Here is a 20,112-nt window from a genome sequence, read left to right on the forward strand (position 1 = left end):
TCCGCCGGGCCCGGCCGCGGGGGCGCCCGGACTGGGCGAGGAGCAACTGCGGGTGCTGCGGCGGGTGGGGCGGGAATGGGGGCGGGTGTCGGCGGCTCCGGAGGTGTGGCGCCGTGCCCTGCCGGTCGATCCCGACCTGGGGAGGTTCCCGCCCGTGGCGGAGATCCAGCCGGCCGGGTTCGGGCGTCTGGTGAGCATCTCCGCGCTGGGGCCACGCACGGCGGGAGAACAGGTCGATACGGAGGAGCTGCCCGCGGGACGCCCGGGTCGTGCGGGGGTGCGGGCCCGGCGGGTGCTGCTGGGTGCGGCGCTGAAGAGTTCCGCGCTGGTGACCGAGCGGATGCGCAAGGCGCTGGCGCTGCCGGTGCTGTCGGCCGACGCGTTGTCGTCGGTCGCCTACGGCCCGGAGGCGATGCTCGCGGTCCTCGTGCTGGCCGGTACGGCGGGGCTCACGTACTCGTTTCCGGTCGCCGCGGCGATCGTGTTCCTGATGTTCGCGGTGGGGCTGTCGTACCGTCAGACTATCCGGGCCTATCCGCACGGCGGCGGGTCGTACATCGTCGCGAGCGACAATCTGGGCCCGGTGCCCGGACTGATGGCCGCCGCCGGGCTGATGACCGACTACATCCTCACCGTGGCCGTGTCGATCGCCTCGGGGATCGCGGCGATCACTTCGGCGCTCCCCTCACTGGCCTCCGCCACGGTACCCATGGGTGTCGGAGTGGTCGTCCTTCTCCTGGCGGGGAACTTGCGTGGGGTCCGGCAGGCCGGAGCCCTGTTCGCGGCCCCGACCTACGCCTTCATCGTCGCGATGTTCGCGCTGATCGCCTTCGGTCTGGCGGACTCCGCAGGCCGGGGATTCGAGCCGCGCCCGGCCCCGGCACTGGCTGTCACCGAGACCGTCGGCCTGCTGCTGATCATGCGGGCCTTCTCCTCCGGTGCCACGGCGATGACCGGCATCGAGGCGATCTCCAACGCGGTACCGGCGTTCAAGACCGTCGAATGGCGCAACGCCCGTACGACCCTGACGTGGATGGTGTCGCTCCTCATCACGATGTTCGCCGGGATCGTGGTCCTCGTCCATCTCGCCGGGGTGGTGCCCAGGGAGCAGGAGACCGTGCTCTCCCAGCTCGCCCGTCTGAGCTTCGGTTCGGGGTGGATGTATGTCTTCATCCAGGCGGCCACCGCCGCGGTACTGCTGCTGGCCGCGAACACCGCGTACAACGATTTTCCCCGGGTGCTCTCCCTGCTGGCGCGCGACGGCTACGCGCCGCGGGTGTTCATGCGCATGGGCGACCGCCTCGCCTACAGCAACGGGATCGTCCTGCTCTCGCTGGCCGCCGCCCTGGTGTTCGTGGCGTTCGACGGTTTGACCGGGGCGCTGATTCCGCTGTACGCCGTCGGGGTCTTCCTCGCCTTCACGCTCTCGCAGACGGGGATGGTCGTCCACTGGTGGCGGCTGCGTGACCGCCACTGGCGCAAGAGCCTGTTCTTCAACGCCACGGGCGGTCTGCTGTCGGCCGTGGTCTTCATCACTGCGGGCATCAGCAAGTTCACCTCCGGGGCGTGGGTGGCCATCGTCGCCGTCGTCCTCTTCCTGCTGGTGACCACACGGATCCGCCGTCACTACGATGCCGCCCACGCGGCCCTGCGACTGCATCCGCACAGCATCGAACTGCCCGCGCACAGTGCGGAAGGGCCGCTGCCGGGACAGCCGCCGCCCGTCGCTCCCGAAACGCGCGCCGCGCCTGCGGACGGAAACGGGGAGGACGAGGAATTCCCGGAGGAGATCCACCATCTCTCCGTCGTCGCCGTCGCCGCGCTCGACCTCGCCGGTATGCGGGCCCTCGCCTACGCGGCCTCGCTCCAGCAGCCCGTCCTCGCCCTCCACATCGGCCTCACCGAGGAGGAGGCCCGGCGCTTCCGCGGCTACTGGACCCTGTGGGGCGACCACCTGCCCCTGGAGATCGTCATCTCCCCCTACCGGGCCGTGGTCGCCCCGCTCGTCCACTACATCGAAGCACTCCACCGGCAGCACCCCGATCTCACCCTCACCGTCATCCTTCCGGAGATCGTCACCCGGCACCGACGGCACCAACTCCTGCACAGCCGCACCGCCACCCGCCTGCGCCGCGCCCTGCGCCCCCTCCCCAAGATCGTCATCACCACCGTGCCCTTCCACCTGTAGTCCGCGGTCGGCCGACGGCGGCAGCCGAGCGGGCCGGGCGGCTCCATTGCCCCACGTGACTACCTCTGCATGAGAGGTAATATGGGCATATGCCGGATAGGGGAATCCCGGGGGAACTGGGTGACCTGCTGGCCGGCGTCAACCGGCTCGTACGGCGCAGCCTGCGCGGCGGTCCGACCGGCCCGCCGATGCCGGCGGCCCAGGCCGAACTGCTCCGGCTGGTCCAGGCGAACCCCGGCATCCGCGTCTCGGCGGCGGCCGGGGAACTGCGCCTCGCCGACAACTCGGTGTCGACCCTGATCCGCCAACTCACCGGGCTGGGACTGATGGTCAGGGAGCAGGACCCGCAGGACGCCCGTGCCGCATCACTGTGCGTCACACCCGAGGCCGCTGAACGGCTGCGGGACTGGGACGACCGACGCGCCGCCGTCTACCGGGAGCGATGGCCGCAGCTGTCCGCACGGGACCGGGCGGCACTGACCGCCGCCATGCCCGCGCTGCGCAGACTCGCCGCCCTGCTCCATGAGGAATCGCGTACGCCAACACAGAGGTGATCCGGCCATGACCGCAAGCGCCATCGAATGCACCGGGCTGGTCTACCGCTTCGGCGCCACCCGCGCCGTCGACGATGTGGACTTCGCGGTCACCGCGGGTGAGGTCTTCGGACTGCTCGGCCCCAACGGCGCGGGCAAGACCACCACGATCAGGGCGATCACCACGCTCCTCCCCGTCCCGGCCGGGATGATCCGGGTCTTCGGCCACGATGTGGCCAAGGAACGGATGGGCGTGCGCCGCCTGCTCGGCTACGTCCCGCAGCAGCTCTCCGCCGACGCCGCCCTCACCGGGCGGGAGAACGTCACCCTCTTCGCCCGCGTGTACGACGTACCGCGCCGCGAACGCCCCCCTCGGGTGGCCCGGGCCCTCGACGCCGTCGGTCTCGGGGACGCGGCCGACCGGATGGCGGGTACGTACTCCGGCGGTATGGTCCGTCGTCTCGAACTCGCCCAGGCGCTGGTGAGTTCGCCCCGCCTGCTGATCCTGGACGAACCGACCATCGGGCTCGATCCGATCGCCCGTACCAGTGTGTGGGAGCGGCTCGACCAGGCCCGTGCCGCCACCGGGATGACCATCCTGGTCACCACCCACTCCATGGACGAGGCGGACCGGTACTGCGACCGCCTCGCGCTGATGCACCAGGGCCGGATCAGAGCCCTCGGCACCCCGGACAGTCTGAAGTCCGGGCTGGAGCGCCGTGCTCCGGCCGGCCGCGCCCCCACGCTGGAGGACGTCTTCCGCCACTACGCGGGCAACGGTCTCGACGACGACGAGGGAGGCGATTTCAGTGATGTGCGCAGCACACGCCGTACGGCGTCCCGTCTCGGCTGAACCCGGCCCGCTGCCCATCGAGCCCTCCCGGGTGCGCACCGGCTGGTCCGTGCTGCCCTCGCGGGTGGCCGCGATGTGCGCGGTGGAGCTCCAGAAGCTCCGCCACGACCGGACCGAGCTGTACACCAGGGCGATCCAGCCGGCCCTCTGGCTGCTGATCTTCGGCGAGACCTTCACCCGGATCGGCGCGATACCCACGGGGCACGTGCCCTACCTCGACTTCCTCGCCCCGGGGATCATCGCCCAGTCCGCGATGTTCATCGCCATCTTCTACGGCATCCAGATCATCTGGGAGCGCGACGCGGGCGTGCTGAACAAGCTGTTGGTCACCCCGACCCCGCGGTCCGCGCTCGTCACCGGCAAGGCGTTCGCCGCCGGTGTGAAGGCGCTGATCCAGGCCGTGGTGGTGATCCTCATCGCCGCGGTACTGGGGGTCGGGCTCACCTGGAATCCGCTGCGTCTGGCGGGGGTGGCGCTGGTGGTGGTCCTGGGATCGGCCTTCTTCGCCTGTCTGTCGATGACGATCGCCGGCATCGTGCTCACCCGGGACCGGCTGATGGGTATCGGTCAGGCGATCACCATGCCGCTGTTCTTCGCCTCCAACGCGCTCTATCCGGTGGCCCTGATGCCGAGCTGGCTCCAAGTGGTGAGCCGGGCCAATCCGCTGAGCTACGAGGTGGACGCCCTGCGCGGCCTGCTGATCGGCACCCCGGCCCACCTTCCCCTGGATCTCGGGGTGCTCTGTCTCGCGGCGCTCGTGGGCATCGTCTCCGCCTCGGCGCTGATGGGCCGGCTGGCCCGCTGAGGGCCCACCGGCGCATCGGTGAAGGATCGGCCGGTGGGCGGAGCGAAGAGGAAGGCGGTCCGCGCGCCGAGGGAGAGCGCGCACCGTACGGATGTTGTGATCATCGGCGGCACTCCGCTCCTTCGCCGGGAGCCTGTGGGCGTGCCGCGCATGCTACGTGATCGCCGGCCCCGTGGGGGCGGCCTTTGCCCCGGGCGCGTAACTCTGTACAGGATGCGGCTGCTGAGTACCTTTCAGGCAGTTCGGGTCGGGCCCGTGCGGGTCGGGCGGCTCCGGTCGGGGCTGTCCGGGCGCGTGAAGGGTGAGGGCCCGGTCGCGGGAGAGCGACCGGAGCGTCGGAAGAACACGGGTGGGGACGAGCATGGTGGTGCGGGGGACGGCGGAGGAAGTGCGGGCCGCGCGGTGGGCCGAGCGGTTGTTCCGGAAGAAGGTACCGGCGGGGCGGGCGGTGCCCGAGCCGCGGGGGCCCGGGGCCGTGTGCGCGGCCGTCGAGACGTTCGCGCGACTCGCCGCCGACGCCGGAGTCATGCAGGACTCGGTGACCGGCGCCCGGCGGGGCGCCAAGAGGATGTCGACCGATCGCCTCCAGGGGCTGTCGGAGGTCGTACAGAACGCGGAGGACCTCGGCGCCACCGAAGTCCGGGTCCTGGTACGGGAACGGACGCTCCTGATCGCCCACAACGGCAGGCCGGTCCGGCTCACCGACGTCATCCCGCTCTCGATGCCCTGGGTGACCAGCAAGGCGCAGGACGCCGAGGCGACCGGGCGGTTCGGGATCGGCCTGATGACGCTGTTCACCTTCTCGCCGTCGATCGAGGTGCACAGCGGCCACTACCGGCTGCGGATCGCGGAGTCGGGTGTGGGACTGGCGCCGGCGCGCACCTTCCCGCCCCACGTCGGGGGCGACGGCTGGACCGTGTTCCGTGTTCCGCTCACCGACGCGCGGCTCACGGCCGCCGACGTGGACGCCTGGCTGAGCGCCTGGGGAAACGAGGCGCTGCTCTTCCTCCGCCAGGTCGCCGACGTGGTCCATCTCGACGTCAGGGGCCGGGTACGGCAGCGTCTCGCCCTTCACCGGCAGGGCGGCGGCGCCTTCACCGCCGACATCGCCGGCGAGGCGGTACGCGTGGAGGTCTCGGAGGTCCGCGATCCGGACGGGCTCCGCTGGCAGGTCTGCGCCACGGCCGTGACGACCCCGCCGGACGTCGAGCCCGAGTCGAAGGCCGCCGGGGAGCGGACGCCCCTCGCGGTCGCCCTGCCGCTGGGCAAGGCCCGTACCGGCACCGGCCACGTCCATGTCCGGCTCCCCGTCACCCCGTTGGGGCTGCCCCTTCGTGTGCACGCCCCGTTCGATCCCGCCCCCAGCCGGCAGGACCTGCGCGAGACCGAGTGGAACGACGCGCTCGTGCGGGGCGTGGCCGACCTCTGGGCGGCCGCCCTCGTGGAACGGTTCCGCCACGGCCCGGCCGCGTCCTGGCGGATGCTGCCCCTGCCGCAGGAGGTGAAGGTCCACGACGGTGTCGTCGGCCGGCTGGAGAGCACCGTTCTCCGGCGCTCGCGCGAGCAGGTCTCCGTACGGCTGCGCATCGACGTTCCCGGCCACGGGCCGCTGAAACTGGCCGACCTGGCCCTGGAGGCCCCCGAACTCGGCCGCGTGCTGACCGAGGCCGACATCCAGCAGGTGGCACAGTGCCCGGCCCTGCCGCACGCGGCCCGGGACCCGGAGGCGCGATACCGGGACATCCTGGGCGACTGGGAGGACCACGGCGGCGCCGGGCCCGTGGACGTCGGGGTACGGGAGGCGATGGCGCTGCTCGGCGACCCGGAGCGGCCGTTGGACGCGGTCATCGAACTGGCCGCCGTCGGTGCCGCCACCGGGGGAATGGCCTACCGGCTGTGCGACTTCGCGTGGGTGGAGGACGACGATGGGATCCGACGTCCGCCACCGGGACTGTCGGACCTGCGCATGTTCGCCGACCGGCGCGGCGGTCTGGCCGAGAGCCTCGGATTCGCCCATGCCCTGCACCCCGCCTTCCTCGCCGGCACGCCGGCCGCGACCCGGGTGCGCGAGTGGCTGCGTGCCCAGAACGCGCTGCTGACCGACGGCGACCAGGTCACCGTGATCCGACGCCTGGCGACCTACGGAAGACGGGGCGGCGGCGCGGCTCTCCCCCTCACCGACGAGCAACTGCGCCTCCTCAAGGACGCCTTCGCCCAGGTACCGGAGCGCGATCGGCCCCCGCTCGGCGGCGACATCGGCCGGATCATCACGCTCCGGGCCCGGCGCTACGATGCCGAGGGCAAGCGGCACGACGTACAGGCGACTCCGGCCGAGGCATACCTCCCGCCGGGCATCGACAGCGCCGACCGCGACGAGAGCTTCGCCCACGCGGCAGGCACCACACCGGGCCTGGCCTGGCTCCGGCCGCGCTACAACGACGTACTGCGGTCCGGTGGTTCCGGCATGAGGCCGCTGAACTTCCTCAGGCTGCTCGGAGCCCGGACGGCGCCCGGTGTCCGGGTGCACCGGCACCGGAGGGAACGGCTCCAGCGCCAGGGGGTGCACGCCCTCGCGCCGGGTTCGCCCAAGAGCCGTACGCGTCGGATGACCCGGCTCGGTGCCACGTACACACTCGACGACCACGAGAGCCCCGACCTCGACGCCGTGGTGCGCTCCATCGCCGCGGAGCCGGACGGACCGGCGCGCAGAAAGCGGGCGGTCGCCCTCCTCCATGTCCTCGGCAGGGCCTGGAGCAGCCGCTTCTCCGACCATGAGTCGGTCGAGGCCGCGCACGACTACTACGTCTGGGACGTGAAGGCCAGGATCCCGGGCTTCTGGCTGTGGACACTGCGGGAGACCCCCTGGCTGGACAGCGAGAGCGGGACCGCCACGGCGCCCTCGGCCCTGCGCAGACGTACCGAGGCGACAGCGGCGGTCTACGGCACCGACGCGGACGGGCTCCTGCACCGGGACATCCAGGCGGCCGCCGGACGCCGCGGGGAGGTCCTGCGGGCCCTTGCCGTCGGGGGCGAACCGACCGCGGCCGACATCCTTGAGCGGCTGCGCCGACAGCGCGGGTCGCAACGGGCGGGCGGGGACCACGACCATGCCGCGGCGCTGCTCCTGTACCGGGCCCTGGCGGTGCGGACGGGCCTGCCACGTGGCCTGTCCGCCACCGGAGCGGCGGGCCCGGCCGGCGACGTATCGCGTGCCGACATCGCACGGGCCTTCGCCGAGGGCGACGGGCTGGTCCTGACCGAGTCGGGCTGGCGCACCCCAGGCGCCTGCCTGCGAGGCAAACCGCTGTTCGGTGAACTGCGCGACTTCGCGCCCGCCTTCGACGGCGGCGACGCCCTGTGGGAGGCGGTGGGAGTGCCGCTGCCCGGTGCCGATGACGCGATCGCCGTCATCCGGCGACTCGTACCCGCGGCACCGGGCGGGCGGCGGACGGAGCCGGACGCGGCGGCTCAGGCCGTGCTGCTGCAGAGCCTGCAGTTCCTCCAGGAACTGGCGGCCGGGGACCCCGAGAAGCTGAGAGGGAAGCGGCTCGGCCGCCTGCCGCTCTGGACGAGCCACGGGTGGACCGGCCGCCGTCCCGTGTACGCCGTGGAGGAGGCCGGGCTCGCCGCCGCGCTGACGGCCGCGCAGGCACCGCCCGTATGGTGCCCCGGCGCGGAACTCGAACAGTTCCGGGACCTCCTGCCCCATCTGGGCATCACCGTCGTCGGCGGCGACGCCATCGTGCCGTACGCCTCCGGACCGCCCGACCCCGACGCTCACGCGACAGCCCGGCTCTCGTCGGCCGTCGCGCACCTCCGCGAGGACCTCCAGCGCAGCGATCCCGCCACGGCCCGGGAACTCCAGGGCTCCTGGGACGAACTGACCGGCCTGGTCGTCCACATCGAGCCCGCACTCGCGTGCACGGTGACACTGCCGGGGCAGCCCGACCCGCCCGGCCCGCTCCGCGTCCCGGTTCAGACGGCGATCGACTGGGACGAGGGCACTCTCTACGCCCGTGACGACCGGGTCCTGGCCCGGTCCGGCGGCGTGGGCCGGGCGCTCGCGGCCCGGTTCCGCGCCAGACGGCGAGAGGTCGCCCACGCGTGGAGCGCGGCATGGGAGCGCGCCGACTCCGGACCGATCGCCACAGAGATCGTCAGGGCGGAGGACCGTATCGAGGAGCGCCGGGCGGCCGCGGACGCCGAACACGCACAGCGGCTGGCCGAGTTCCACCAGGAGACGAACGCACGGCACGCCTCGGCCGGCAAAGCCCGTCCCGCGAAGCCGAAGCCGCCGGCCGTGAAGCAGCCCGGAGCACCGTCGGGGGTCTCCTCCGCGGCCGTCCCGCCGCGTCGCCTCGTCGACCCCGGGCTGCTGCGCCCCGTACTGGACCGGGCGGCGATCACCGGCCGGAGCGGCCGGCCCGCCGCCGGGGCCACCGGGAGCGGACCGGTCCGGCCCACCCTGTCGGGGCCGCGGGCGGAACCGGCTGTTCCGCAGCAACGGAGCGCGCTGAAGGCGTTCAGCGCCCTGGACCAGGAGGCCGTCGCCCTGGACCTGGTGCGCCTGGCTCTGGCGCGGGACGACGAGGAACTGCGGGACCTGCGGGCGCAGCGCGGTCTGGGCGCCGACGCGGCCGACGAGCTGAGCCGCTTCTACGAGGTGAAGTCCTTCCTGCGCAGGGAGCCGGACTCCCTCTCCGTGACGCCCCACGAGTACGAACGGGCCGCCACCGAGAAGGACTTCTTCCTCGTGGTGGTGTCGGGCCTGGAGGACGGGGCGGGCGAGCATGCCACCGTACGGATCATCCTCGATCCGCTGCGCGAGCTCTCCGCCCACCCCAGCGCGAATGTGACGCTCACCGGCGTTCGCGGGTGCCGGAGCTTCTCCATCCCCTTCGAGCGGGCGGACTGAAGGGAATGACAGGTCCGGGGGGCAGCGGTCACCGGCCGCCCCCGGACCTGTCCCGGGGCGCTCACCGGCTGCCCCCGGACCTGTCCCGGCGGCGGCTTTCCGACGGTGTGTACGGCCGTCGTGTGTACGGCCGCCGTTCACAGTGACGTCGCTGCCTCTTCCCTTCCGCTCGGTCCTCTTGGAACATTCCGTTCGCTTCTGTTCCCTCACCCCAAGAGGCCCCACACTCATGTCTGACATCAATCGGCGCCGCTTCCTCCAACTGGCGGGAGCGACAGCGGGTTTCGCCGCCCTGTCGAGCAGCATCGACCGTGCCGCCGCCATCCCCGCACACCGCGCCTCCGGCACCATCCAGGACATCGAGCACATCGTCGTGCTGATGCAGGAGAACCGTTCCTTCGATCACTACTTCGGCGCGCTGAAGGGAGTACGCGGATTCGGGGACCCGCGCCCCGTGACACTGCCCGGCGGGAAGCCGGTCTGGCACCAGGCGGACGGCGCGCAGAAGGAGACCCTGCCGTTCCACCCGACGGCCGACGACCTGGGGATGCAGTTCCTCCAGGGCCTCAACCACGACTGGGCGGGCGGCCACCAGGCGTACAACAACGGCCGCTACGACCGGTGGATACCCGCCAAGACGCCGACGACGATGGCCTACCTCACCCGCGAGGACATTCCCTTCCACTACGCGCTCGCCGACAAGTTCACCGTGTGCGACGCGTACCACTGCTCGTTCATCGGGGCCACCGACCCGAACCGCTACTACATGTGGACGGGGTACACGGGCAACGACGGCACCGGCGGCGGTCCCGTCCTCGGCAACGAGGAGAAGGGCTACGGCTGGACCACCTACCCCGAACGCCTGGAGGAGGCCGGGATCTCCTGGAAGATCTACCAGGACACCGGGGACGGCCTGGACGCCGCCGGGCACTGGGGCTGGATCAACGACGCCTACCGGGGCAACTACGGCGACAACTCCCTGCTGTACTTCGACAAGTACCGCAACGCCCGGCCCGGAGACCCGCTGTACGACAAGGCGCGGACCGGGACGAACGTCAAGGGCGGCGACGGCTACTTCGACGAACTCACCGCGGACGTGAAGGCCGGGACGCTCCCGAAGATCTCCTGGGTCGCCGCTCCGGAAGCCTTTACCGAGCACGCCAACTTCCCCTCGAACTACGGCGCCTGGTACATCGCGCAGATGCTGGACGCGCTGACGTCGAACCCCGAGGTGTGGAGCCGGACCGCGCTGTTCATCACCTACGACGAGAACGACGGCTTCTTCGACCACGTCGTGCCGCCCTACCCGCCGGCCTCCGCGGCGCAGGGCCTGTCCACCGTCGATGTCGCCCCGGACCTCTACAAGGGCGGCATCTCCTACGCCGCGGGCGCCTACGGTCTCGGCCCGCGCGTCCCCATGCTCGTCGTCTCGCCCTGGAGCACCGGCGGTTACGTCTGCTCCGAGGTCTTCGACCACACCTCGATCCTCCGGTTCATGGAGCGGCGCTTCGGAGTGCGCGAGCCGAACATCTCACCGTGGCGGCGCGCGATCTGCGGCGACCTCACCTCGGCCTTCGACTTCGGCACCACGGACACCGCGCCCGTCACCCTGCCCGACACGTCCGGCTACGAGCCGCCGGACCACGACCGGCATCCCGACTACCGGCCCACGCCGCCCGGTGTCGGTTCCCTGCCCAAGCAGGAAGCGGGCGCGCGCCCCGCCCGGCCGCTGCCGTACGCGCCGTACGTCGACGGCGTGGTCAGGGTGGGCGACGGCCGCATCGCCCTCACCTTCAGTCCGGGGGCGAAGGCGGGGGCGCAGTTCTACGTCACCTCGGCGAACCGCACCGACGCGCCGTGGACGTACACGGCCGAGGCGGGCAGGACGATCTCCGACACCTGGAACTCGGCCTACTCCAAGGGCACGCACGACCTCACGGTGCACGGCCCGAACGGATTCCTGCGCACCTTCAGGTGTCCCGCGACGACCGCGGGCCCCGAGGCGACGGCCCGCCACAACGCCGCCACCGGCAACCTGGACCTGACGCTCACCAACCCCGGCACCACGGAGGCCCGGCTGACGGTCGCCAACGCCTACGGCGGACAGCCGCGGACGCTCACGGTGGGGCCGGGGGCCACGGTGCGTCACACGGTGGACCTCAGCGCCTCCCGGCGCTGGTACGACGTGTCCGTCGTCATCGGCACGAGCACCGCCTTCCTGCGCCGCTTCGCCGGGCATGTGGAGACCGGAGCCGCGGGCGTCAGCGACCCGGCCACCGCCACCACCTGACCGGTCCCGTCCGACGGCCGCCGGTACCCGGCGGCCGAGCGTCGGTGCGACGACCGAGGGGCCGTGCCGGAACCCTCCGGCACGGCTCCTCGGCCGTTCGCGTGTGTCCGGGTGCCCGCTACGTGCTCTGGCCGGTGCCGCCCCCGGTGCCCGAGGCGGCCTTGATGCCCCGGGTGATGTCGTCCAGGACGGAGAGCTTCGGCGCCTCGGCGCTGACGTCGAAGCCGGACCGGACGACGACCAGCATGTCCTTCGTGGTGGGGGAGGGGAAGGCGAGCGACTCGACGTACCCGTCGTCACCCTTCTTCGTCACGACCTTCCAGCGCACCAGGTAGCCCTTCTGACCGGCCACCGTGACCGGCTCGGACTTGAGCTGCTCGTGCGACGTGATGCCTTCGTAGATCTTCTCGCCGTACGACTCCTCGGCGTTGACCGCGATGTCCTTCTTGGCCGCGGCCTCCGCCGTTTTCGCGTCGATCTTCAGTGCGACGGCAGGAGCCGAGAACACACCGCCGCGTACGCACTTCTCGCCCGAGGCGCCGGGACAGGCGTAGTCGCCGGTGGTCAGCCCGGCACCGACGGTCCCGGACCGGCCGGTCCAGCCCTTGGGCACCGGGAGACTGATGCCGCTGGCCAGATCCGTGGCGTAGCCGTCCTCGGCCGGCGGTAGCTGTGCGTCGGGCGCCCGGCTCTCGCCTCCGCCGCCGTTCTCCCCGTTTCCGTCCGGAGCGCCGTTCCCGTCCGGGGCACCGGGCCGGCCCGGGGTGCCGGACGGCGCGGACGACGGGGAGCTCGCCGCGGTCTCCGGCTGTCTGCCGTTGTCCTCCTGGATCAGATACACGCCGCCCCCGATGGCGGCGAGCACCACCACTCCGACGGTCACGCCGACGGCGATACGCGTCCGGCGCCGCCGGACCGCCGCGGGCGGCACGCGGAGGTGGTCGGTCCACTGGGTTCCGTCCCACCAGCGTTCCTGGGCGGGGCCGATTCCTGAATACCCGGGGTCTGGATGCCAGCCGGGCGGGCTCGTCTGGGTCACGGTGTGCACCGTATGCGCACTGGGTGAGAAACGCATGAACTATCGGCGCACAGACGTGCTGGTCGCCGCGCGGCCGGTCGGCTCACCTCACAGCACCCCGCCCGGCTCGTCGTGGAAGACCTCGGGCCAGTAGCGCCAGTCGCCCTCCTCGCCCGTCGAGCGGCAGGCCACCCGGTCCACCGCCGCCAGCACCCGGGCCATGGTGTCGGCGAGCGGCTGGTACATGTCCGCCGTCAGCCCGTGCTCCTCGTCCAGCGCGTGTTCGCGGTGCAGGATCCACACGGTGAAGGCGAGCGTGGAGACATCGGCGTTGAGCGGTAACAGCGTCGCCTGGGGGACCGACCACGCGTGCACGGTGCCCGTCGCCCCGTCGACGAACACCGCCGTGTCCTCGACGAGCCATCCCAGGTAGAACAGCCGGTCGGCGATGTCCGCCATGGACGGGGGATAGCCGTAGAGATCCGCCCCGTCGTGGTGTTCGTCCCGGCACGCGGCGAGGGAGACCAGCCGGGGGGCCTCCGTCCCGAGGCTGAACATGCCGCCGTCGGACGGGAGCCCGGTCTCCGTGAGGAAGCGCCGGGTCGGCAGGTGCACCAGGGCGTCGGGCAGATCGGAGCGGTCGAAACGCACGACCTCCCGCTCCCCGAACTCCTCCTCCAGCACGCCCTCGGGCAGATCCATGAACAGGCCGTTGCCCGGCCGCGCTATCAGCGCGAGCGGCCGTACGAGAGCGGCGATGCGCCAGAACGCCGGGACGGAGTGCTCCCGCTCGTCGCGGTCTCCCGCGCCGCCCCAGTCACCGCCCCACTCCTCGTCCTCGAAGACCGCGAGCAGCCCGGCGGAGGCCTCGGCCACCGCACGGGGACCCGACCGGTCGGCGAACCGGGCGAACTGCCCGTATGTCCCGGCCAGTTCGTCCGTCGCGGCCAGGAAGCGGGTGAGGGCGTCGCGCGAGGGGGCCAGCGGCAGAACGTCGGTGAGGTCGGGGCTCTCCTCGAAGAGGTACATGCTGAAGACGCGCCCCGTCGCGCCGTCCAGCACGATGTGCTCGGCCTCGTCACCCTCGATGAGCAGATGCCCGATGACCAGCAGCCCCCGGATGTACGGGTCGAGCCCGGCCGGGTCACCCGATCCGGCCGTCGAGGCGAGCAGTTGCGCGACGGTCGGGTGCGGGGCCCCGCCGTCGGGCCGCAGCCGGATCAGGTCGTCCGGCTGCCCCGTGATGATCTCGGTCGTCATTCGTCTCCCCGCGCACTTGCCGAACCCGGGCCCCGGGACCCGGTTGTCGTCCACTGCGAAGACCCTAGGCGGCGGCACTGACAACGCCGGTGCGGTCCGGACTACGGCTCGATCAGCCCGGCGCGGATCGCATAACGGGTGAGTTCCAGACGGTCGCGCAGACCCAGCTTCTGGAGCAGATTCGCACGGTGCCGCTCGACGGTCTTGACGCTGATGACGAGCAGGCCGGCGATCTCCTTCGACGAGTGGCCCTCGGCCACCAGCTTGAGGATCTCCTCCTCGCGTTCGGTGATGGCGCGGGCCGGCAGATCCCCGCCCTCCCTGGCCCGTTCGAGGAAGTTGCGGATCAGGGCGGTGACCGCACCGGGGTAGAGGAACGGTTCGTCGCGCATCGCGGCACGGCAGGCTTCCACCAGGTCCCGGTCGGCGACGGACTTCAGTACATAGCCCGCCGCTCCCGCCTTGAGCGCTTCGAAGAAGTACTGCTCGTTGTCGTACATGGTCAGCATGAGGATGCGCAGCCCCGGCTGGACCCGGGACAGCTCCCGTGCCGCCTGAAGACCGGTCAGGCGCGGCATCGCGATGTCGAGGATGGCCAGGTCGGGCTGTTCGGCGCGGGCCATCTCGATGGCCTCGGCGCCGTCGCCCGCCTCGGCGACGACGAGGAGGTCCGGCTCGTTGTCGAGAATGAGCCGGACGCCCCGGCGGACCAGGGCGTGGTCGTCCGCGAGCAGGATGCGCGTCCTGCGCGCCGGGTCGTACGGGGACATGGTCATGTTCACCGGCTTCCGTTCCGTACGGGCACATCGAGGCGTACTTCGGTGCCGCCCCCCGGACCGCCGCCGAGGGTGAGTCCGGCTCCGATGAGCAGGGCACGTTCGCGCATCCCGCGCAGGCCCCCGCCCTCGGGGCCGTCCCCGAGACCGCGGCCGTCGTCGCGGATGCACAGTTCCACTCCGCCGGGGCTGCGGCGCAGGGAGAGTTCCAGACGTGTGGCGCGGGCATGACGGACCGTGTTGGTGAGGCACTCCTGGGCGATGCGGTAGACGACGAGTTCGGCCTCGGCGCCCAGTTGGGGCAGGTCCTTCTCCATCCGCCGTCCGACCGTCAGCCCGTCGGGCTTCGGGGTCTCGGTGATCAGCGCCGTCAGGGCACTGACCAGGCCCAGTTCCTCCAGCACTCCGGGCCGCAGGCGGCGGGCGATCCGGCGTACCTCGTCCAGGCCGCCGCGGGTGATCTCCTGGACCTGGCGCAACTCGTCGCGCAGCGGCTCGGGAGCCCGGTCGGCGACGCGCTTCAGTTCGAGCAGCACCGCCGTGAGGGTCTGCCCGACCTCGTCGTGGAGTTCCTGGGCCACCCGGCGGCGTTCGTCCTCCTGCGCGGACAGCGCGCGAGCGCTGCTGGTGGCCCGCTCCGCCTCCAGACGGTCGAGCATCGTGTTGAACGTTTCGATCAGGTCGGCGATCTCCCCCTGCCCGGCGACCTCGGGGCGCGGGCCGGGACGGAGCAGGTCGATGGTGGTCATCGCCCGGGTGACCCGCTGGAGAGGGGCCAGTCCGAGCCTGAGCAGAGCGGCGTTGGCACCGAGCATCGAGGTGATGCCACCGGCCAGGATCAGGGCCTCGGTCAGCAGTACCGGGGTGGAGATGGTGATCGGGCCGAGCAGCAGCAGAGCCCCGGCCGCGACCAGGACCGCGGCGTTGAGCAGGAAAATGCGCCAGAACAGGGACAAGAGAGCATGGCCTCCTTCGGGTGGTTGTGCGGACGGTCGGGTGCCTCCACTATTGCCGTTCCTGCCGCTGCCCCGGCCCCGTGTGCCCCGGCCCGGCGTCCTCGTACATGGTGGCCGCCCCCGGAAATGGGTGGTGTCCCCGATAGCCCGCGCGGGAACGGGTCGAGGAGCATGAGGAACGAGTACCGCGTCCCGCTCCCGCGCACGCCCGGGAGCACGGCTTCGCACCCGGCGGTTTCCGCACCGCGAAGGAGACACCCATGCCCACGTACGACGAGCGGCTGCGTGACATCGAGGAGCGACTGCGCCACGACGACCCGGGGTTCGCCGCCTCCCTGTCCGGCGGGAGCCCGCGACCCCCGCGTGACTACCGCAGGGGCCACGCCTGGCTCTGGCTCGTCGTCGGGCTCGCCGCCCTGGGCGTCGGTATCGCCGTGGGGCACGGTCTCCTCATCGCCGCCGGGCTGGTGGTGGCGGGTGTGGCCGGTCAGCTCTTCGACCCGCAACGCGTCCGCCTCCACGGCCGGAACGTGCCCCCGGCCCGCTGAGCGCGGGCGCTCGGAGTCCGCCGCGACCACCCACCGCGCTGTCCGCCGCCGACCACCCACCGCGCTGTCCGTCGCCGACCGCCCGCCGCCCCTGTCCGCAGCCGACCGCCCGCCGCCGCCCTCGGGCCTCGGGCCTCAGCCCGTCGGGCGGGCTTCGGTCACGGCCCGCGATCGGCGAAGTAGGCGGAGGGCGTGATGCCCAGCGTGCGCCGGAACATCGCGGTGAAGGCGCTGGGCGTGGCATAGCCGAGCTCGGTGGCGACCGCCGTGACCGATGCGCCGGAGGCGAGCAGTGTGACGGCGTGGACGAGCCTGGCCTGCTGCACCCAACGGGCCAGGCCCATGCCGGTCGCGGCGGCGAAACCGCGCTGGAGGCTGCGGGTGCTCATGTGCGCGAAGGCCGCGGCCTCCCGCGTCGTCCACCGGCGGCCGGGGTGCTGCCGGACGGCTTCGCAGAGCCGGTGCAGCCCGGCGGGTCCGCTCTCCTCGGGAGCCGGGAGGTACAGCGCGGGGACGGGGCGCGGGGCCAGTTCCAGGAGCAGCAGCTCCATCACCTTGCCGTCCCGGCCGTCCGGGTCGTACTCCACCGGAATCCGGGTGGCGTCGTCGATCAGCTCGCGCAGGAGTGGGGAGACCGACACCACGGTCGGTGCGGTGGGCAGATGCCAGGACGGCTGCGGCTCGATGTAGAGCGTGCGCATGGCCACCGCCCCCACGCAGGTCATGGCGTGGGTGAGGCCCGCCGGTACCCAGACACCCCGGGTGGCCGGAACCACCCAGACGCCGTGCCCGGTGGCGACCGTGATCGCTCCGGTCGTGCCGTGGATCAGCTGGGCCCGCCGGTGTTCGTGCGGCGGGATGTGGTGGCCGTCCGGGAGGTCGCGGGCCATGGCCGCGACCGGCCGGGGGACGTCCTGGTAGTCGTCGCGCAGCTCGCTCTTTCCGTACATTGGCGCACTCTCGATAGATGATGACGCAGCAACGAAAGTATGCCGCCGGGCGTCGGCCTAACGTCGGCCCATGTGACCGATTCATCTACCGACGCATCTGCTGACTCATCCACCGAAACCGCTACCGAGTGCGATACCGGTACTGAGCGCGGTACCGGTACCGGTACCGGTACCGAGACCGGAGCCGATACGGACACCGGCCCCGCTCCGGTACGTATCCGAGGGCTGACGGCCCTGCTCGCCTGCACCAGCGCCGTCACCGCGGCGAACGTCTATCTGAACCAGCCTCTGCTGGCCGACGCGGCAGCCTCCTTGGGTGTGGAGCCCGATGTCCTCGGAGCCGTACCGACCGCCACTCAGCTCGGCTACGCGGCGGGCATTCTGCTGCTCGTCCCGGCCGGGGACAGCCATGACCGGCGGCGGCTGATCCTGGGCCTGGGGACGGCGTCCGTCCTCGCGCTCGCCGCCTGTGCCGCGTCGCCCACGGTGTGGGCTCTGGTGGTGTCGAGCTTCGCCGTGGGGCTGCTGTCCCCGGTGCCCCAGCTCGTCACGCCCTTCGCCGTGGCGCTCGCGGACCGGCAGGGGGCGGCGCCGGGAGCGGGCCGGGGCGGGCTGGTGGGTACGGTGCAGGCCGGGCTGCTGGTCGGGGTCCTCGCCGCACGGGCGTACTCCGGGGCGCTGGCCGAGTTCGCCGGATGGCGTGCCGTGTACGGGTGTTCCGCCGTGCTGACCCTGGTGCTGATGGCCGTGCTCCGGCGTGCCCTGCCCCGGGTTCCGGGGGCTACCGGGACCCGTACCTACCGGGCCACGCTCACCTCGTTGCCGAGGCTCTTCGCCTCCGATGGTCTCGTCCGGCGGGTCACCCTGTCCGGGGCGCTGGTCGGGATCTCGTTCGGTGCGTTCTGGACGGCGCTGACGTTCCTCCTGGAGCGCCGGTACGGCTTCGGCCCCACCGGAATCGGTCTGTTCGGCCTGGTCGCGGCGGCCAGCGCCCTCGCCTCGCCGTACGCCGGAAGGCTTGCCGACCGGCTGGGGCGCCGCGGCTCCCTCGGGGCGCTCATCGGGCTCGTCGTCCTGGGGTGGTCGGCCCTCGCTCCCGGCGGCGACGGACTGCCGTGGCTGATCGTGGGCGTCGTCGTGCTCGACGTGGGTGTCTGGGGCAACCAGGCGGTCTGCCAGACGATTCTGTTCACGCGTGATCCGGCCGTGCACAACCGGCTCAACACGCTCTACTTCACCCTGCGTTTCCTCGGGATCGCGGTCGGATCGCTGGCCGGCACCCTGGCCTGGGCGGGCGGCGGCTGGTCCGCGGTGGTGGCGCTCGGCACAGGCGCCGCGGTGTGCGGTCTGGTGGTCGCGGTGCTGCCCGCGCGCAACGCGCCGAGGCCCCGTCGGGCGGACGGGGCCTCGGTGAGCGGGAGGTGAGAGAGCGGTGTGCGTGTGTCAGCAGACGCTGTCCGTCGGCTTCGGGTTGCCGAGGCCGAAGAGCGGGCGCAGCCGCAGACCCGCCCAGGTCCCCAGGATCGCGACGGCGCCCCAGACCCATCCGTGCAGCGAGCCGGAGGCGATCCCCGCGAGGTACGCGCCGATGTTGCAGCCACCGGCCATCCGGGCGCCGATGCCCATCAGGATGCCGCCCAGGACGGCGGCGACGGCCGTGCGGCCGGGGATGGCGCGGTGCAGCGTCCAGACCCCGCCCGCCGCCGCGGCCACCGCCGCACCGACCATGATGCCGATGTCGGTGAGGCTGTTCTTGTCGGCGAGCACCGGGCCCGACAACTGGGCGGCACTGCCCGGCTGCCGGTAGAACTCCCACGCCTCCGGCGAACCGCCGAGCGCGCCCACCGCCTTGGCGCCCCACAGGGCGAACGCGCTGGTCACGCCCCAGGCCCCGCCCGACACCAGCAGCACACCGGCACCGAGCACGGCGAGCACCAGCGCACCGACGGCGAGGGGCCAGGAACCCCGGACGGCGCGGGCCAGGGCCCCGCGTGCGGACGGCGGCGTGCCCACCGGCGGCGGAGTACGTCGGTTCTGCACGGCGCGGGCGACGAACCAGATGACCGCGAGCACCGCGATCGTCACCGCCCAGGAACCGAACCAGCCCACATGGTCAGAGAGCAGGACCGGGTCGAGCGCGGGCAGATCGTTCCACAGGCCGAACTGCCAAGCGGCAAGGGTCGATCCCACGATGAAGCCGAAAAGGGTGAGGACGATCGTCGACTGGCCCGAACCCACGGCGAACAGGGTGCCGGAGGCGCAGGCGCCACCGAGTTGCATCCCGATGGCGAACAGGAAGGCGCCGACGAGCAGGCCGATGCCGAGCGGCCCGGCGCTGGGCCCCGGGACGGAGCCGAACAGTCCGGTGCCGCTGCCGATGATCAGCGCGAAGAGCGTGGCGGTCGTGCCGAGCAGCAGGGTGTGGGCGCGCAGCCCGGTGCCGTTGCCGACGGCCACCAACTGGCGCCAGGCGGAGGTGAACCCGAAGCGCGAGTGGAAGAGGGCGAACCCGAGCGCGATACCGAGCAGCAGCAGTGTGCCCGGCTTGGCGCCGTGCCGGGCGAAGACGTAGGAGCTGAGCGCGGCACCGATCACGGCGGCGACGGCGAGCGGCACCCGGCGTACCGGAGGGGCGGGCTCGGCCTCGGGAGCGGGCAGGGATGTGGTGACGGGGGAGAGCAGGGCGGCACGGGGCGGCGCCCCGGCAGGGGGAGCGGTAGTCAAGGGGTTCTCCGGAAGAGGGAGGGGCGGACCGGCTGGGGGCGCGCGTGGGAACGGGCCCCGGAATGCGTGCGTCAGGGACGACAGAGCGCGTCGTCGACGCTCCACGGCGTGGCCGCGAAGAGCGCGAGAGCCAGCTGACGGGCAGGTCCGAACATGTGCGCCACTGTAGGCGCGCCCGGAGAAGCGGAATGAGTCGTCTCGTATCGCGAGAACGGGATCGCGGTGGGTGAGACGTCGCAGGGCCGTACCGAGTGAGAGGTCCGACCACACGGCATGCGTGACATAGTCTGAGAATT

General features: G+C 72.2%; 14 protein-coding genes. 8 read left to right on the forward strand and 6 right to left on the reverse strand.

Annotated features, from left to right (window positions below; genetic code table 11):
* Positions 1-340: 340 nt before the first annotated feature.
* From A6A29_RS21930 to A6A29_RS21955, 6 genes are all read left to right on the forward strand, one after another.
* On the forward strand, positions 341-2,188 hold the full coding sequence (locus A6A29_RS21930; protein ID WP_241838608.1) for an APC family permease: 1,848 nt from the start codon (positions 341-343) through the stop codon (positions 2,186-2,188).
* Positions 2,189-2,277: 89 nt separating this feature from the next.
* A complete protein-coding gene (locus A6A29_RS21935; RefSeq protein WP_073722180.1) occupies positions 2,278-2,742 on the forward strand; it encodes a MarR family winged helix-turn-helix transcriptional regulator in 465 nt (154 codons plus the stop codon).
* Positions 2,743-2,749: 7 nt separating this feature from the next.
* Complete coding sequence (locus A6A29_RS21940; protein WP_198953133.1) at positions 2,750-3,574, forward strand: ABC transporter ATP-binding protein; 825 nt, start codon at positions 2,750-2,752, stop codon at positions 3,572-3,574.
* Positions 3,534-4,379, forward strand: a complete 846-nt coding sequence (locus A6A29_RS21945) for an ABC transporter permease (RefSeq protein WP_073722184.1) — start codon at positions 3,534-3,536, stop codon at positions 4,377-4,379. The genes A6A29_RS21940 and A6A29_RS21945 overlap by 41 nt, the downstream gene beginning before the upstream one ends.
* 349 nt (positions 4,380-4,728) lie before the next feature.
* The gene (locus A6A29_RS21950; RefSeq protein WP_241838599.1) at positions 4,729-9,294 is read left to right on the forward strand and encodes a sacsin N-terminal ATP-binding-like domain-containing protein; all 4,566 of its coding nucleotides are present in this window, start codon (positions 4,729-4,731) and stop codon (positions 9,292-9,294) included.
* A gap of 229 nt (positions 9,295-9,523) precedes the next feature.
* Positions 9,524-11,584 carry a phosphocholine-specific phospholipase C gene (locus A6A29_RS21955; RefSeq protein WP_073722188.1) on the forward strand — a complete coding sequence of 687 codons (2,061 nt, stop codon included), beginning with the start codon at positions 9,524-9,526 and terminating at the stop codon, positions 11,582-11,584.
* A 118-nt stretch (positions 11,585-11,702) separates the two neighbouring features.
* On the opposite strand, the gene A6A29_RS21960 is transcribed toward A6A29_RS21955, so the two are convergent.
* The 4 genes from A6A29_RS21960 to A6A29_RS21975 form a co-directional block, all read right to left on the reverse strand.
* Entirely contained in the window at positions 11,703-12,623 is a 921-nt protein-coding gene (locus A6A29_RS21960; RefSeq protein ID WP_241838600.1) for a DUF2510 domain-containing protein, read from the reverse strand.
* Positions 12,624-12,710: 87 nt separating this feature from the next.
* Positions 12,711-13,862, reverse strand: coding sequence for an SUKH-4 family immunity protein (locus tag A6A29_RS21965; RefSeq protein ID WP_073722192.1), 1,152 nt, complete (start codon positions 13,860-13,862; stop codon positions 12,711-12,713).
* A gap of 101 nt (positions 13,863-13,963) precedes the next feature.
* Positions 13,964-14,638, reverse strand: coding sequence for a response regulator (locus tag A6A29_RS21970; RefSeq protein WP_073722194.1), 675 nt, complete (start codon positions 14,636-14,638; stop codon positions 13,964-13,966).
* A gap of 2 nt (positions 14,639-14,640) precedes the next feature.
* Positions 14,641-15,594, reverse strand: coding sequence for a HAMP domain-containing sensor histidine kinase (locus tag A6A29_RS21975; protein WP_073722196.1), 954 nt, complete (start codon positions 15,592-15,594; stop codon positions 14,641-14,643).
* A 260-nt stretch (positions 15,595-15,854) separates the two neighbouring features.
* On the opposite strand from A6A29_RS21975, the gene A6A29_RS21980 reads away from it, so the two are divergent.
* A complete protein-coding gene (locus A6A29_RS21980) occupies positions 15,855-16,142 on the forward strand; it encodes a DUF3040 domain-containing protein (RefSeq protein WP_073722198.1) in 288 nt (95 codons plus the stop codon).
* A 158-nt stretch (positions 16,143-16,300) separates the two neighbouring features.
* Here the strand turns inward: A6A29_RS21980 and A6A29_RS21985 are convergent, their stop codons facing one another.
* The gene (locus tag A6A29_RS21985; protein ID WP_073722200.1) at positions 16,301-17,092 is read right to left on the reverse strand and encodes an AraC family transcriptional regulator; all 792 of its coding nucleotides are present in this window, start codon (positions 17,090-17,092) and stop codon (positions 16,301-16,303) included.
* Positions 17,093-17,164: 72 nt separating this feature from the next.
* Here A6A29_RS21985 and A6A29_RS21990 point away from each other — a divergent pair, with 72 nt between their 5' ends.
* Positions 17,165-18,517, forward strand: coding sequence for an MFS transporter (locus A6A29_RS21990; protein WP_241838601.1), 1,353 nt, complete (start codon positions 17,165-17,167; stop codon positions 18,515-18,517).
* Between the two features lie 18 nt (positions 18,518-18,535).
* On the opposite strand, the gene A6A29_RS21995 is transcribed toward A6A29_RS21990, so the two are convergent.
* On the reverse strand, positions 18,536-19,816 hold the full coding sequence (locus A6A29_RS21995) for a YeeE/YedE family protein (RefSeq protein WP_073722202.1): 1,281 nt from the start codon (positions 19,814-19,816) through the stop codon (positions 18,536-18,538).
* Positions 19,817-20,112: the final 296 nt, after the last annotated feature.

The sequence above is a fragment of the Streptomyces sp. TSRI0281 genome (assembly GCF_001905125.1).
In the GTDB taxonomy this organism is placed as follows: Bacteria; Actinomycetota; Actinomycetes; order Streptomycetales; family Streptomycetaceae; genus Streptomyces.